This window comes from Salipiger sp. 1_MG-2023, assembly GCF_030547555.1.
Classification (GTDB): domain Bacteria; phylum Pseudomonadota; class Alphaproteobacteria; order Rhodobacterales; family Rhodobacteraceae; genus Salipiger.
The window spans coordinates 1-14,218 of sequence record NZ_JAUOQN010000078.1 but is presented as its reverse complement, the minus strand read 5'-3'; the positions used below and the strand labels follow the sequence as shown (position 1 = coordinate 14,218).

Sequence of the window (14,218 nt, the reverse complement as noted above, 5' to 3'; positions counted from 1 at the left end):
GCGGCGCTCCGTGAGCCTTGGTCCAATGGCCAGACCGAAGGTCAGATCAACCGGCTGAAGATGCTGAAGCGGCAGATATATGGTGCCGCCGGTATCGAACTCCTCCTCGCACGTCTCCAACATTCGGTATGAAGACGCCACAGAAATTGAGTCAGACCCAATGTTCGCTGCCGATTGACACACACCGGATAGGTGCAGAAACCGATCGTCTCCGGGATGCGCGGCGGGGAAGGGGCCGGTCGGGGGCCGCATTTGCGGGAGCGATTTCTCGGAAATTGGGATTCGGCTATCGGCCTGTCGAGGCTCCAACGATCAGACGGCGAGCGCTTCCTTTTGTGGTCGAGCGGATGGGCGCCTATCCGGATGTTGCGGCGATTCTTGTGTGCCCGTTGAAGGTTGCATTTTCGCAACAAACGCGGCGACAAGGCGTCATGGCGTAATTGATCTGAGTGTTTTAGTCGGATAAGGCGGCGATACGCTCGATGCCAGACAGCGCCCCCCCCCCTTTGAGACGGCGACGCGATCCAGCGAGATCGAGAAACACTCAAGGGACAGTCTCATGACATTCACTAATCGGGGCGCGTTGCTCCTTACGACGGCGATTTGCGCCGCAAGCAGCGTTTCAGCGCAGGACGATGCCACTTTCCTCGGAACGCTGCGAATCGAAAGCGAACAGGCGCAAAGCCTGCTCGGCAACACCGAGATCACCGAGGAAGAGCTGGATGACCGCGCCCCCGCCTCGGTCGCCGACGTGTTCAGCGGCGAAAGCAGCGTCACCGTCAGCGGCGGCGCCGCCATGGCCCAGAAGGTGCTGGTGAACGGCGTCGAGGAATCGCTGCTGTCGGTCACCATCGACGGCGCACGCCAGAACAAGGGCGCATTCCACCACACCGGCAACGTGCTGATCGACCCTTACCTGCTCAAGCGGGTCGAGGTCAGCGAAGGCATCGCCCCTGCCGATGCCGGCCCCGGTGCACTTGGCGGCGCTCTGGCCTACACCACCAAGGATGCGCGCGATCTGCTGGATCTTGATGACCCCTTCGGCGGCATGATCGGCGTCACCACCGGCGACAACGGCACCGGCGTACGCCGCAATATGGCGCTTTACGGCCAGCAGGGCGGGTTTGAATGGCTGCTGTCGGCCAGTAGGCAGACCGGCGACGATTACGAAGACGGCGATGGCGACGAGGTTGAGGGCACCGAAGCCGATCTGACCAGCTACATGCTTAAGCTGGGTTACACCACGAAAAGCGGCAAGCGTCTGACCTTCGCCGCCTCCGAAACCGAAGACACCGGCGGGCGCGCCTCGCAAGGCGGCTTCATCCGCTCCGATTTCGGCGGTCTGGTATCGGCCTCGCGCCCCACCACGATCATCGACGGCTACGCGCGCCGCAGCTCGTACACGCTGTCCTACACCGACGAGAACCCGCAAGGCTGGTTCGCCCCCAGCGCACAGCTGACCTATAACGAACAAGAGGTCGACGTGGGCGCGGTGTCCGGCGTCAACTACAGCCTGTCGGGCAATGTCGAAAACGAATTCCATCTGGCCAACGGCACCCTGACCGCCGGGATCGACGCGTTCGATGAAAGCGCCGTCGCCACCGAAGGCACCTCGGGGGCAGAGAGCCACCAGAACGTCGGATTGTACGCTCAGGCACGGCAGGATCTGAACGACCGCCTGTCGGTATCTTACGGTCTGCGCTACGACTACCAATGGTTTGAAGGTGCGGATGGCAGCGATTTCGAAGAGGGCGGCTTCAGCGGCAACGCCGCGCTGGATTACGTACTGACCGATACGCTGACCCTGAACGCGGGGCTTGCCACGACCTTTGGCGGCTTTGCACTGGGCGAAGCGGCGCTGGTGAACTACGGCAGCGACTGGACCTATGACGACTTCGGCGCCTCGCGGTCGAACTCGGCCCGGATCGGTCTGCGCTGGAACAGCGGACCTTGGGCGATCAGCGGCGCGCTGTTCCACACCGAGATCAACAACGTCAACGCGGTGCTGCCCTCGGGCGGGGATCGCGGCGCGCAGGCCGACGTGACGACCCGCGGCTTTGATGGCTCGCTCGCCTACAACTGGGATCGCGGCTTTGCCAAGGTGAACTACACCCATGCCAACGTCACGCTGGATGATGATACCATCTCTGGCACGTCCTATTATCTGGGGCGTCCGGTTGGCAGCATCATGGGGCTGGAAGCGGGGTATGACATCCGCGACAACTGGCGCGTTGGCGGCACTGCCGAGATCGCGTTTGAAAACGATTCCACCGACACTGATCTGCCCGCCTACGAGGTTCTGAACCTGTACACCACCTACCAGCCTGCCGCGTTGAACGGGCTGGAACTGCGGATGGACATCAAGAACGTCTTTGACGAGCAATACGCCAGCCGCAGCTCGGACGGGCTGGATTACACCGGGTCGGTCATTCCGCTCTACGAACCGGGCCGGACCTTTACCGTCTCTGCGACCATGCGGTTCTGATCCTGAGCGGGCGCCACTTCGGTGGCGCCCGTCTTGTATCTGGCGCGCTGTTTGGACGCGAAGGGGGCTGCGCGGGCAGGCGCGCTCTGGGCGTTGCCCGAGAGCCTGTTGCCGTCAGGGCTTGCGCCGGGTCTTTCCAATGCTGTTGAAACCTTACCGGGTTCGAGGCGCCGATGCGGCTTCCCGGTGACCACCGGGCCAAAGGATTTCGCGCCGATCAAAGCGACGTCGTTGATGAAACTCGAAGGCGCAAACTGGGCATTGTTCGGCGACGTGATCGCCGTCGACAGAGCGCCCGACAGGCGGCGCGGCTGTTCTCCCCAAAGTTACGCGGCCACATATTTCAATTCAGCCGAAAGCAGATATGGCACGAGTCATTTTCACCACGAAGTAGGCCGTCGTTCACGATGAACCGGCCGCAGAGGCCTTGGCCTGCGAGGTCGAACAGCTGAATGCGCCCCGCGCGCTCATCGTCCTGAAGTCTACAAGCTGCCCCAAGCGCTGAGGACTCGCTGTGCGGCGGTCTTTTACAAGATGGGCGCGCATGTGCCGCGCGGCGATGTGATCGCGGCAACCGAACTGGCACGGCAGGCGCGGGCCGATCTGATCGTGGCCATTGGCGGTGGCGCTGTGTCTGGCCAATGGCATTGCACAGCCGCAGGAGATCGACCGGCTCTGCGGAGCGGCGCCCGCGCTTGCTGCGCCTGCCGCGCGGTCTGATCGCTACCGGCATTTTTGCCCGACAACTTCGGCGTGATCGCACAGGCCGCGCTGGCGACTCCATGGGTGCCAATGAACCCGCGCCCGATCAATGGCGCGGGGGATATTCTGGAAATTCTGAATCGCGCCGCCTGATCCGGGTCAATCACCCAACGGGGCCGGGAAGTTCGCTGGGCCGGTGATGTCGAGGCTCGCCAGTTCGTACGGGTCATCCATCGCCGCCATTGTCCGGGCGATATTGTCCTCCAAAGCCTTCCGATCGTCCAGATCGCGCCTTTGCGCCGCGGCCTCGGCAGCCACCGGGGCCAGCGCGCGGATGGCTTCCAAAATCTCCTCGAAGGTCGCGCCGTTCATCACCATCGGCGTCACCAGCCGGCGCGACAATGCCTCGGTATTGGGGCGCGAGACGAACAGCTTGCGCTTGCGGTCTTCACGATACAGCAGCTCTTGCTGCTCGAGCGAGCGGATCGCTTCTCGGACGGTCGAGCGGTAATTGCCATTGGCGCTCGTCAGTGCGGTTTTTGCAGGCATGCGTGCGCCGGGCTGCAATTCGCCAGACAGGATTTTCTGCTGCAACGCCAACGCCAGCTGACGGAAGAGCGTCAGCTCGTCATTGGAATTGAGGTTCAGTACCATCGGGGCATTCTCGCAACGGTCGAAATCCCGTTCAGGATGCATCCAGCCGGTGGAAATACGAGGGATACCCCGCGCGTCCGGTTTTGTGTCGGACATAGAATCACCGCTGCCAATGGTGCTCCTGATTTCGTGCGGGCGAGGTGCCGGTCCAGCCTTGGAAGGCACGGGAAAAGTCGCTTGGCTCGGCATCGCCCAACTGGCCTGCGACCTCGGCAACAGACAGGCTCCCGGTGGTCAAAAGCTGTTTTGCGCGTATCTGGCGCAGCTCGGCTTTCAGATCGCGAAAGCTGGTGCCCTGATCCTTAAGCTGGCGGCGTAGGGTGCTGGGCGGCATGGTCAACCGCGCCGCGAGGCTGTCGAAATCGGGCCAGTCCGCGGCCGGAATGACCGCCAGCGTCCTTCAGATACCGTTTCAACGCAGCCTCGGTGCGGTTGACTGGCAGCGAGAGGTACTCGGCACCGATCAACACCCGTGTCTCGGCGGCGTCGAACTGCGCTGGCGTGCCGAAAAAACAGGAATAGGCGACGGCCCTGCCAAGGGCGCTGCAGCGAAAGTCGGCCTGCAACAGTGGGATGCACCGCCGCGCCAAGGATCGCATGGCACAACAGCGCAAAGCCGCCCGGGCGCATCGTATGGCCCGTCATGCCGAGCAATTCGTCGCCCATGTCCTGCGCCAGCGCAATCCAGAGCTGACCATGGCGCTGCAAGGTCATGGGGCCGTGGCGCTTTCGCTGATTGCCAAGGCAATTCCCGGGCCATCCAGCCCAGCCCGTCGCGCGCAGTGAAACGCCTCATCAATGAACACGGGAGGGACGGGGGCGGTCAGGTCTGTCATGCGGGATTGATGGCATTATCGAAGGCACGCCGGTGGGCGACAAGGTGGTGCTGGTCGAGGCCGGTGTCACCTCTCCCGACCCCGCCCTGGCTTAGGAAAGCCTTGGAATTTGCCTATCTAATGGCGGCGATTTTTGCCAATCCGACGCTGAACGGCGAGGTCATCCGCTTTGATGGTGCGCTGTGCCTGACGGCGAAATAGCGGGCTGGCATGAGCGACGTACAGATCTTCGACGCGGTGCGCACACCGCGCGGACGGGGCGAGGCTTCTGTCGGAACCTTGGGCGAGCTGAGCCCGGTGGCGCTGGCCGCCACGCCGCTCAGGGCGCTGAAAGAGCGCGCAAACCTCGATACGTCGGCGGTGGGGAGGTGGTGTTGGGCTGCGTCGACCCGGTGGTCGATCAGGGCAGCGGCATCGCCCGCACCGAAGTTCTGAAAGCAGGTTACGTCGAGACCGTGCCGGGGGTGCAGGTCAAACGCATTTGCGCCTTGAGGCTCGAGGCTTGCGCCAACGCGGCAGGCAAAATCGCCAGCGGCGAAGCCGGGCTGGTGGTGGCGGGTAGCGTCGAAATGATGCGCCGTGTGCCGGTGCTGGCCGATCGCGGCATCGCCATCGCGCGCAAATCGGTGCTGCAGGGGATCCCGGCCGATCTGATCGCAAGCTTGCGCGGATAAACCCGCGATGATGTGGATGCGCTGGCCGTGGAAAGGCAGAAACCTGCCGGGCGCGCGTGAGACGAAGGCCGCTTTGCCCGCAGCATCGTTTCGGTCAGGGATTGCAACATGCCGGGGCCGATCTGAAGATGGTCGGTGGGTTTTCGACCTGTCGGCAGAGCAGCCCTGGTCCGTCATGGCCGGTGCCATGCTCAGCTTTTGGGCGCTAGAGAACTGCGGAAAGCCGGTCGCGGCGGCGATCAACGGCCATTGCCTTGGCGGCGGCTTCGAGATGGCGCTGGCCGCCCATGCGCGCTTTGTCGCAAACGATTCGGCCATCAGGCCAAGACCTGCCTCTAGCAGGCCGATCTTGATGGCCGGGCTTTGGCGGCATCCAGCGGATAGTGCGAGCGGCCCCCGTGGCAAGAGGGCATCGCGGGTCTGCTCGACGGCGCGACCTATGACGGGGTGAGGGCTAAGGCATTGGGGCTGCTGACCGGGATGGTTCCCGCAGAGGTCTTGCACCGCACGGCAACCGACTGGCTGCTTGCCAACGCGGACGCGCAACAGCCATGGATGGCGCGCGGCTTTCGTGAGCCCGGCCGGCAGCGGGTTTTGAGCGGTTTCTCCACGGCTTGAATGCGCGGCTCACACGCAACGGTGCTGCCAAGTGGCCTGAACAGAGGTTGATCGCCAAGGCTGTCTATCACGGGTTGCAGATGCCGATCGAACCGGCGCTGCGTCTGGAGATCCGCCGGTTCATCGAGCTCACGCGGATTCCTGGCGCCAGGGATGCCATGCAGAAGCGATTTTTCGGTCAGGCCGCCTGAAATCGCGACTCCTGTATTGTCGGACAGTAAGTGGCTTTTTAACTGATCGAAATAGTTACTGTCGGCATAAGGGTGTGAGGACGCTTGAGAACACGATCGCACTGGTCACCGGAGCCTCATCCGGTCTGGGGTATGAATTCGCCCTGACGGGCCGCGCAAAGGGCCGCCGTTTCCGTGGCGGCGCGCAGTGTCGACAAGTTGACCGATCTGGTGGCCGAGGTCGAAAGCAGGGGGGCAGGGCGATGGTGTTCTCCTTCGACGCGGTCGACCCGGCCGCACCGGACAATTGGATCGACGCCGTGGCCGAGCGCATGGGCGTGCCTGCCATCCTGATCAACAACGCCGAGCTCAGCTTGACTGCCCGCGCCAACAAGGCGACGCTTGATGATTTCGAGCAGACCATGCCGGTGAATGTGCGCGCGTCATGGCGGCTGTCGCAGCTTTGCGCCGCACGTTGGATCGAGGCAGAGACGCAGAGCTGTATCGTCAACATCTCGTCGATGCTTTCGGCCAGCGTTGCCAAAGGGTGTGTCGCTGTACACCATCTCAAAAGCGATGATCCTGCACTTAAAAGCGGGCCACGTGCTGGAATGGGCGAAACATGGCATTCGGGTCAATGCGCCGTACCCGGGCTATATCCGCACCTCGATCAACGATGCTTTCTGGGAAACCGATCAGGGCTGCGCCGAACCGGCCAAACTGCCGGCCCGGGCCTGATCTACGCCTCGGTCTCGGATTAAAGCCAGACCGGCCCCGACAGGAGACGCCCGGCGCATGATGTGACCTTTCAGAACCTTGGAGGCGCGCTGGGCGAGCGGATCTACGGCACGGTCGATGGCGCGCCCTCCGCCGCGCTGCTTGGCGATACGATGTCGGCGCTTTACACTGCCGCTGGTATCCTTTCGGCCCTCGTGGCGGGCGACAAAACCGGGACAGGGACCTATATCGACATCGCCATGAGCGATGCGGTTCTGACGCTTCAGACCTCTTTCATCGCTAGCCATGAAACCGAATACGAGGCCTTGCCGTAACGCGATCCGGGCCATGCGCTGTATGAAAACTCGGATGGCGGCTCACTGACTACCTCGATCGCGTATGTGGATGCTATTGGGATCAGCTCTGCCGTGATGTGCAGCTCGCAAAAGGCATCAGCCTGACGCGGCCACAGCGGCTACTGTGCCTGCCGATCAAGTTCAGGGCTTACGATACCGCCCCGCTGCGCCTTGCGCCCGAGGTGGGGGGCTCAACGGCGAAGGCTTTGAATGATCTATGTCCGGCCCTGCGCCGGGCGCTTTCAATTGTGGAAGGTCGCGAACTGATCCTGCGGTTCGCGCTCGTTGTGGAACCGGTTCGCCGGGTCGGACGTCTCCGTCATGGCCATAGCGCAAATCACCATGCGGTTGTCGGGCAGGTCAAGCGGGTCGCGGATCGTTTCATGATAGGGGGCAAAGGCCTGTTGCGGGCAGAGTTCAAAGCCAGAGCCCCGCGTCGTGAACATGATGTTTTGCAGGATCATGCCGCAATCGACCCATGCCCCCACCGGCAGGTCGCACTCGATGGAAAAGATCAGCTCGACGGACGCGTCAAAGAAGGTGAAATTGCGCCTGTGCTGGGCGCGCATCCTGTGTTTTTTGTGCCGCCCGATGCCAAGCGCGGCGTAAAGCCCGCAGCCGGTTGTCCGCCTGCGGGCAAAATCGCGCACGCGCCAAAGGGCAGGGCAATCCGATACGCTTCGCGGCCCGCATCCCCTGCATCGAAACGGGCGGTGATCGCCGATGTCTGCCGGCTGCGGGCGTGACGTCATCCCATCCCGGCGCCGCGCCGGCGCTGAGCCGGACCTTGACGTCGCCGGTGATCTTGCCGATCTCGTGCGCCGTCGTCACCACCGCCACGGCGCCGGGAATGTTCCAGCCGGTAGCTCACATCTCTTTTGGTCAGCATGGTGACGCAGGCGATCGGGGTCGCGCCGATCTTGTTGCAGCCGACCATGGCGATCTGCCATTCGGGCACGCGCGGCAGCCTGATCAGCACGCGGTCGCCTTTGCGCGCACCTTTGCCGGTCAGGTAATTGGCAAGGCGGTTGGCCCGATCAGCATGTCGGCATAGGTGAACCGGTGCGTCCATGTCCGAGATCAGCAGGTCGGCCCGCCGGGCTTGTCGCCGTCGGGTTCGACATCGCAGAAGATGGTGGTAAAGCCCGCGCCCTTGGCCCCGGTGATCAGCCATTTGCCCCCGTTGACGACAAACTCATCGCCATCATAGCGTGCCGTGGTCTTCATCTTTGATGGGTGCGACCCCGCGCTCAAAGGTTCGGTCATCGAGACACAGGAGCGGAAATCACCGGCGGCGAAGGGCTTGAGCCAACGCTGCTTTTGCGCCTCGCTTGCCACCTTGTCGAACAGGTTCATGTTGCCCTCATCGGGCGCGGCGCAATGCATCGCGATGGGGCCAAGCGGCGACAGCCCGCAAGCCTTGCAGCCGATTGCCATGTTGACATGATCCAGCCCTATGCCGCCCCACCGTTCGGGCACTTGCGGAGCAAACAGCCCGGCGTCGCGCGCCAGACCAGTGAGTTCGATGCGCAAATCCTCGGTCGGGCCGTGCGGGGTGTTGCGTAGGTCTTTCTCATAAGGTGCAATCATACGCCATGACAAAGGTCTCGATACGCTGGTGCAACGCATCTTGTTCGGAAGCGGATCAAAGGCGATCATGGTACAATGTATGTCAGACGTGGCGGCCATTGGCGACGTCCATGCCAAAGCGCAGGAGTCCGCGGGCAAGATCGTCGAGCTCGGCAAATCCGGGGTCGTCGGTGCCTGCGGTCTCGGAGCGGCGGTAAAGCTGCTCGAACACCACGGCGAGACGCAGCGTTGCCAGCATGCGAAAGAACTTGAGGCCCTGCAAATCCCGTCCGCTGACCTTGGCATAGAGCGCTGCTGCCGCCTCGCGCGTGGGAAAGCCGTGCCGGGCGGTGGGCATCTGGCACAGCAGGTGCTTGGCCTTGGGGTCCGCCGCCTCGGTCCGGTAGCTGAGCAGGGCGGCGAGATCGTAGAGCGGCTCGCCCAGCGTGCATATCCCAGTCGATCAGGGTGGGAGGCTCCAGCGTGTCCGGATCAAGGATGATGTTGTCGAACTTGAAGTCATCGCGGAACTGGGTCGACGGGTTTGCCGCCACCGGCTGGTGGTTGTCGAGCCACGACAGCAGCGTGCCAAGTTCGGCAGGGGGCGATTGCTCCCAACTCACGGTGGCACGCTTGGCCCAGCCGCGCTGGGCGCGCAGGGCAAACGCCTTGGGCCGCCCAAGCTCGCCAAGACCGGAGGCCTGCGCATCGACGCCGAGCAGCTTTGCCAGAACATCCATTATCCTGCCGCCCAGAAACTGCCCGATCGAACCCGGCCCGTTCATTGGTAGTGTCGGGCGTAATTTCCTCTCCGGCCACAAGGCCGGGGCGGTATTCCATCAGGAAAAACCGTGCTCCGATCACCTCGGGGTTGTCGCAGAACAGCTGGGCTTGGGGCACAAGGGGCAGGGTGGGCATTACGGCGCGACAGAATACCCAATTCGCGCGCCATATCATTCGCACCCAGAGGCACCGGACCCGCCGAGGGTCGCCTCAGCACCACAAAATGACCGTCGACACCGAGAAGGACGTTCATGTTGCCGTAGCCAGCGGAAAACCTGCGCGGCGCGACGTTCGGGTCCAGAACCCGCCCGCCGATGTCCAGATATGCGCTCAATCGCTCCCAGTTCAGCCCAGGCAGGCTCAGTCGGGACGCGGTTTCTTGGGGCGGTATTATAGGCGCTTCGCTCTCATTTAGCGCCGGACAAAAAATGATATCGGGGCGGACAATGGTGGCTGAAATTCATTTTTTGTACGGTCAACGTTGGGGGCGCCCGCTGTCATGTCTGCGATCATGGCGATCCTCGCAGTTGGCCGGTTCCGAGGCTGCACCAAGGCTGACGGCTGCTCCACAGGGGTGGGCCTGCCCTGCATACGCCACCGGTTGCAGGAGCCGCCGAGCTGTTCGAGGAGATCTACGACAATCGAGTCGACGCGCGCCGCAATCCGAGCCTCCTTGGGCGCGCCTGACGCGTTTTTTGGGATTTCGGCGCATTGACTTGCCGGGCAGGGCAGGCTGCCCTGGCTGCTGGGCATCAAACATGGTTGCAAGCGCGCCGGGCGCTTAAGCAAGTCGTGGACATTGGCGGCGGCGCGCTTCGATCAGACGAAGATCCCGAATCCGATTTGCAGATTTGATCTCATGGCGAGACCCCGGCAGGGCGCAGTTCAGGCGGGATCGTGCCCGCGAGCGATTTTCTTGGAAGGAACGGGCGCGCCAGTGCGACAGGGTATGTCGGCGCTTCGTTGTCCGTATTTATTGCGGTGGCGAAAACCGGGAAGAGCCTGCGGAATTCAGTCTGCTCTGGGTTGGGCATCATCTGGAGTGACATCCTGCCCGGGAAGAAGCTTTCGGCTGCAAGGCCCTCGGAAAAGATGACCTGATGTTTCTCGAACATCAGGTGGATATAGGTCACGGTTCGCTTTCCACGGGCAATCCGAACGCCTTTCATGGTCTCTGCCAGATGGATCGAGCGGGCAAAGCTGTCCTGCCCGATCAGAACCCCGTGCTGGCGCGACACGAGCAGGTCGCGCTCTGCCCCCAGCGTCCCGCGCCGGATCAGTACCGGAAGCAATTCCGGACGGGATATGAGTTCATCATGCGAAACCTCCCTGCGCCCGATCCAGACAATGCGCTGTGGCCCATTGTCGAGCGTGCAGACAAGGCTCCCCACGCGCAGATCGTCGATTGCCACGTTGCCAGCAGGCGTCAGGATGGCGGTGCCCGAGGTGAAACAGACCACACCGGTATTGTCGGCCGAATAGCTCGAAGCAGTCGCCCCGTGCATGGTAAGAGACCCGGTCCCGAACTGGGTATTGTCCGTGTAATCGACGGCGTTGCCCCGATCGTCCAGCGTGTTCGATTGGTTGAGAATGCCATCGTCTGACTGATCGGCGCGCAACTGGCTGGGGTTGTCATAAAAGCCCGACAGGTCAATGAAATCGTTGTTGGTGCTATCCCCGTCATTCAGGGCGCCGGTATTGCCGTAATTGAAATCGGTGATCGTGTCGTTGCCGTCACCGGCGCCGTAGACAAACACATCGTTGCCGTCACCGCCGCTCAGGCTGTCATGGTCAACGCCGCCTTCCAGCGTGTCGTTGCCAGCGCCGCCTTCGAGCGTGTCGTTGCCGCCAGAGGCCACGAGGCTGTCATCCCCCGCGCCACCGACAAGGCTGTCATCGCCAGCCGAGTTCATCAGCGTATCATTTCCCTCGCCGCCGATCAGCGTGTCCTGCCCCAGACCCGTGGTCAGGTAGTCGTCGCCAGCGCCGCCGTCGATATAATCATCGCCGTCGCCCCCGGCGATGGTGTCGTTGCCCGCGCCGCCATCGATGGAATCATTGCCATCGCCACCATCAATGGAATCGGTCCCAGTGCCGCCGAGTATGGTGTCGAGGCCAGATCCGCCGTCCAGTGTATCGTCACCGTCCCCACCCGACAGGCTGTCGTTGCCGAGATTTCCTGATAGGCTGTCGTCTCCCGCCGCGCCGTCGACGGTGTCGTTTCCATCCCCGGCTCTGACGGTATCGGCGCCGCTGCCACCAAGCACCGAGTCATCGCCGCCCAAGGCGTCGATCTCGATGCCGAGGCTGTCGGCGGTGGCGTCGACAAGATCGGCCCAGTCCGTCAGGATCAGATATTCGATGCCGTCGAAGGTCAGGGTGCTTGTGCCATCGGTGATGGTTCCAGAGGCATCTCCGGTGAAGGTCACCGTGACAGGCACGTTCAGCGCGCTCAGATCTATGGTGTCGCGCTCATCCCCACCGTGAATGGTGTCGGTCCCGAAGCCATTCTGGACGATGAACGTGTCGGCGCCGGTGCCGCCATCCAGAATGTCGTTGCCAGCACCACCGGTCAGCGTGTCATCGCCCGCGCCGCCGGACAGCGTGTCGGCCCCTGCGCCGCCCAGCAGGCTGTCGCTGCCGTCTTCTCCTTCCAGAAGGTCGTTGCCCGCGCCACCGGTCAGCGTGTCGGCGCCGCCGCCTGCCGCGACCGAGGTTCCAGTGCTGTCGGCTGAAGCATAAAGGAAATCGGCCTGTTCGGTCAGCCACAGCCGTTCGGTTTCGACGAAACTGGCGGCGCTTGTGCCGTCAGTGATCGTGCCCGCCTCATCGCCAGAGAAGACGACCGTGGCACCGGCGCTGAGCGCCCTGAGGTTGATCAGGTCGGCGTCGGCGCCGCCTTCGCCGCCGGTGATGGTATCGGCGCCGAACCCGTCCTCCTGAACGATGGTGTCGGCCCCGTCGCCACCGGCAAGGAGATCGCCGCCTGTGCCGCCCAGCAGGCTGTCGTCGCCTGTGCCACCCAGCAGAGTATCGGCCCCGGCGCCACCGGCAAGTGTGTCGGCACCATCGCCCCCCTCGAGGGAATCGGCGTCCTCGCCGCCGCCGATGAGATCATTGCCGATGCCGCCGAGAAGGGTGTCATTGCCCGCCCCGCCGAGCAGCGTATCGTTGCCAACGCCGCCGTCGATGGAATCGGCGTCATCGCCGCCATCGATGGAATCATTTCCGTTGCCCCCGAGGATGGTGTCGCGGCCGGCTCCGCCGGTCAGCGTATCGTTCCCGTCACCGCCCGACAGGCTGTCGTCTCCGCCATCCCCGGCCAGGCTGTCGTCACCTGCCGCACCGTCGATGGTGTCGTTGCCTTCCCCACCTCTGACTGTATCCGCAGCGCCGCCGCCCAGCACCGAGTCGGCTCCGCCCATCGCGTCAATCTCGGTGCCGAGGTTGTCGAGGGTCGCGTCGACAAGGTCGGCACCTTCTGACAGGATCAGGTACTCGATGGCCTCAAAGGTCAGCGTGCTGGTGCCGTCGGTGATGGTCCCGGCGGCATCCCCGGTAAACGTCACCGTGACCGCCGCGCTCAGCGCGTTCATGTCGATGGTGTTGCGCCCGTTGCCGCCGCGAATGGTATCGCTGCTGAAACCGTCGAGGACGATGAAGGTATCACCCCCCTCGCCACCTTCGAGCAGATCGTTGCCGGTGCCGCCGATCAGCGTGTCGTCGCCTGCGCCGCCAAAAAGAGTAGTGCCAGCGGTGGTCGCAGTGGCGTCGAGCCGGTCGGCGCCAGCGGTGCCCTGTACAACCTCGATCTCGGTGAAGGACGCGCTGCCGCTGCTGCCGAAAAAGCTCCCCGTGCCGGCCTCGTCGCCGGTGAACAGAACATCGGCGCCGCTGGACCCGCCGGCGTTTTCGAACGCCAATGTGTCATCGCCCACCCCGGTTTCCCCGCCGACGATGATGTCGTTGCCATCGCCGCCGCGCATCTGGATGTTGTCGCCGTCGTCCTGGCCAAGGACCGTGTCGTCACCACCCCCACCGGTCAGGCTGTCCTGGCCGAGGCCGCCATGAATAGTGTCGGACCCCTCTCCGCCATCGACCGTGTCGCCGCCAGCGCCGCCCAGCACCGAATCCGCGCCGCCCATGGCATCGATGTCGGCGCCAATGCTGTCGGCGCTGGCATCCACCAGATCGGCGTAATTTGTGAGGACCAGATGTTCGGTCTCTGTAAAGGTGACGGTATTGGTGCCATCCGTGATAAACCCGGCCGAATCGGCAGTATAGGTGGCCGTGACGCTATAGCTGACGGCGTTTAGATGAATGGTGTCGTAATCGACGCCACCCTCGCCGCCGGTCACCGTGTCGGCGCCGAAACTGTTCTCGACCACGAATGTGTCGGAATGGTCGCCGCCGTCGAGGCTGTCGTTTCCGGTCTCCCCATACAGCGTGTCATCTCCGGCCCCACCCTGAAGGGTGTCGATGCCGTCGCCGCCGTCCAGGACATCCGCGCCGGCACTGCCAATCATCGAATCGTCGCCATCCCCGCCTTCGATCCGTTCGACGCCAGTCATCGTATAGCCGGAGAAATCCAGCGTATCGTCACCCGAGGTGGCGATGATACGGTCATAGCCCGCACCGCCGTCGATCTCTTCGA

General features: G+C 63.3%; 15 protein-coding genes and 3 pseudogenes. 9 read left to right on the top strand and 9 right to left on the bottom strand.

All coding sequences use genetic code 11. The annotated features are described in order from the left end of the window. Positions 1-559 precede the first annotated feature (559 nt). Positions 560-2,485: a TonB-dependent siderophore receptor gene (locus tag Q4543_RS22000; protein ID WP_303441909.1), complete on the top strand. Its 1,926-nt coding sequence runs from the start codon at positions 560-562 to the stop codon at positions 2,483-2,485. Between the two features lie 861 nt (positions 2,486-3,346). Here Q4543_RS22000 and Q4543_RS21995 read toward each other — a convergent pair. The 3 genes from Q4543_RS21995 to Q4543_RS24690 are packed head-to-tail and all read right to left on the bottom strand — an operon-like array spanning position 3,347 to position 4,440. Further along, positions 3,347-3,937 (bottom strand): FadR/GntR family transcriptional regulator, encoded by a 591-nt coding sequence (locus tag Q4543_RS21995; RefSeq protein ID WP_303441907.1) that lies wholly within the window; start codon positions 3,935-3,937, stop codon positions 3,347-3,349. 4 nt (positions 3,938-3,941) lie between these two features. Beyond that, positions 3,942-4,181, bottom strand: coding sequence for an AraC family transcriptional regulator (locus tag Q4543_RS21990; RefSeq protein ID WP_303441905.1), 240 nt, complete (start codon positions 4,179-4,181; stop codon positions 3,942-3,944). Continuing rightward, positions 4,144-4,440: an AraC family transcriptional regulator ligand-binding domain-containing protein gene (locus Q4543_RS24690; protein ID WP_368502183.1), complete on the bottom strand. Its 297-nt coding sequence runs from the start codon at positions 4,438-4,440 to the stop codon at positions 4,144-4,146. Before Q4543_RS24690 ends, Q4543_RS21990 begins: the two co-directional genes overlap by 38 nt. Between Q4543_RS24690 and Q4543_RS21985 the strand changes: the two genes are divergently transcribed. The 8 genes and pseudogenes from Q4543_RS21985 to Q4543_RS21960 all read left to right on the top strand — a co-directional run. Continuing rightward, the gene (locus tag Q4543_RS21985) at positions 4,439-4,627 is read left to right on the top strand and encodes a hypothetical protein (protein WP_303441903.1); all 189 of its coding nucleotides are present in this window, start codon (positions 4,439-4,441) and stop codon (positions 4,625-4,627) included. The two genes, Q4543_RS24690 and Q4543_RS21985, sit on opposite strands and share 2 nt — an antisense overlap. A gap of 260 nt (positions 4,628-4,887) precedes the next feature. Further along, positions 4,888-5,112: a hypothetical protein gene (locus tag Q4543_RS21980; RefSeq protein ID WP_303441901.1), complete on the top strand. Its 225-nt coding sequence runs from the start codon at positions 4,888-4,890 to the stop codon at positions 5,110-5,112. After that, complete coding sequence (locus Q4543_RS21975; protein WP_303441899.1) at positions 5,052-5,351, top strand: hypothetical protein; 300 nt, start codon at positions 5,052-5,054, stop codon at positions 5,349-5,351. The genes Q4543_RS21980 and Q4543_RS21975 overlap by 61 nt, the downstream gene beginning before the upstream one ends. Before the next feature lie 7 nt (positions 5,352-5,358). After that, a complete protein-coding gene (locus tag Q4543_RS24685; protein ID WP_368502182.1) occupies positions 5,359-5,802 on the top strand; it encodes an enoyl-CoA hydratase-related protein in 444 nt (147 codons plus the stop codon). A gap of 214 nt (positions 5,803-6,016) precedes the next feature. Beyond that, positions 6,017-6,160, top strand: coding sequence for a hypothetical protein (locus Q4543_RS21970; protein WP_303441897.1), 144 nt, complete (start codon positions 6,017-6,019; stop codon positions 6,158-6,160). Positions 6,161-6,234: 74 nt separating this feature from the next. Next, positions 6,235-6,687, top strand: a pseudogene (locus Q4543_RS21965) (SDR family NAD(P)-dependent oxidoreductase); the annotation flags it as partial. Then, complete coding sequence (locus Q4543_RS24680; protein ID WP_368502184.1) at positions 6,572-6,877, top strand: SDR family NAD(P)-dependent oxidoreductase; 306 nt, start codon at positions 6,572-6,574, stop codon at positions 6,875-6,877. The pseudogene Q4543_RS21965 and the gene Q4543_RS24680, both read left to right, overlap by 116 nt. A 38-nt stretch (positions 6,878-6,915) precedes the next feature. Beyond that, positions 6,916-7,191 (top strand): annotated as a pseudogene (locus tag Q4543_RS21960) (CoA transferase); the annotation flags it as partial. A gap of 263 nt (positions 7,192-7,454) precedes the next feature. Here Q4543_RS21960 and Q4543_RS21955 read toward each other — a convergent pair. From Q4543_RS21955 to Q4543_RS21930, 6 genes and pseudogenes are all read right to left on the bottom strand, one after another. Next, positions 7,455-7,781: a nitroreductase family protein gene (locus tag Q4543_RS21955; protein WP_303441893.1), complete on the bottom strand. Its 327-nt coding sequence runs from the start codon at positions 7,779-7,781 to the stop codon at positions 7,455-7,457. A 179-nt stretch (positions 7,782-7,960) separates the two neighbouring features. Continuing rightward, on the bottom strand, positions 7,961-8,284 hold the full coding sequence (locus Q4543_RS21950) for an AMP-binding protein (protein WP_303441891.1): 324 nt from the start codon (positions 8,282-8,284) through the stop codon (positions 7,961-7,963). Between the two features lie 8 nt (positions 8,285-8,292). Then, positions 8,293-8,802, bottom strand: a complete 510-nt coding sequence (locus Q4543_RS21945; protein ID WP_303441889.1) for an acyl-CoA dehydrogenase family protein — start codon at positions 8,800-8,802, stop codon at positions 8,293-8,295. Positions 8,803-8,884: 82 nt separating this feature from the next. Then, positions 8,885-9,139, bottom strand: a complete 255-nt coding sequence (locus tag Q4543_RS21940; RefSeq protein ID WP_303441888.1) for a hypothetical protein — start codon at positions 9,137-9,139, stop codon at positions 8,885-8,887. 151 nt (positions 9,140-9,290) lie between these two features. Next, positions 9,291-9,521: pseudogene (locus tag Q4543_RS24675) on the bottom strand (hypothetical protein); the annotation flags it as partial. A gap of 900 nt (positions 9,522-10,421) precedes the next feature. Next, positions 10,422-14,218 (bottom strand): Hint domain-containing protein (locus tag Q4543_RS21930; protein WP_303441884.1); only part of this gene is annotated, 3,797 nt, incomplete at its 5' end.

Excerpts from the sequence above, each read along its gene's own strand:
- Q4543_RS22000 (WP_303441909.1), top strand. The coding sequence starts at position 560 with ATGACATTCACTAATCGGGGCGCGTTGCTCCTTACGACGGCGATTTGC.
- Q4543_RS21995 (WP_303441907.1), bottom strand. The coding sequence starts at position 3,937 with ATGTCCGACACAAAACCGGACGCGCGGGGTATCCCTCGTATTTCCACC.
- Q4543_RS21985 (WP_303441903.1), top strand. The coding sequence starts at position 4,439 with ATGGCACAACAGCGCAAAGCCGCCCGGGCGCATCGTATGGCCCGTCAT.
- Q4543_RS24690 (WP_368502183.1), bottom strand. The coding sequence starts at position 4,440 with ATGCGATCCTTGGCGCGGCGGTGCATCCCACTGTTGCAGGCCGACTTT.
- Q4543_RS21980 (WP_303441901.1), top strand. The coding sequence starts at position 4,888 with ATGAGCGACGTACAGATCTTCGACGCGGTGCGCACACCGCGCGGACGG.
- Q4543_RS24685 (WP_368502182.1), top strand. The coding sequence starts at position 5,359 with ATGATGTGGATGCGCTGGCCGTGGAAAGGCAGAAACCTGCCGGGCGCG.
- Q4543_RS24680 (WP_368502184.1), top strand. The coding sequence starts at position 6,572 with ATGTGCGCGCGTCATGGCGGCTGTCGCAGCTTTGCGCCGCACGTTGGA.
- Q4543_RS21955 (WP_303441893.1), bottom strand. The coding sequence starts at position 7,781 with ATGCGCGCCCAGCACAGGCGCAATTTCACCTTCTTTGACGCGTCCGTC.
- Q4543_RS21950 (WP_303441891.1), bottom strand. The coding sequence starts at position 8,284 with ATGGACGCACCGGTTCACCTATGCCGACATGCTGATCGGGCCAACCGC.
- Q4543_RS21945 (WP_303441889.1), bottom strand. The coding sequence starts at position 8,802 with ATGATTGCACCTTATGAGAAAGACCTACGCAACACCCCGCACGGCCCG.
- Q4543_RS21940 (WP_303441888.1), bottom strand. The coding sequence starts at position 9,139 with ATGCCCACCGCCCGGCACGGCTTTCCCACGCGCGAGGCGGCAGCAGCG.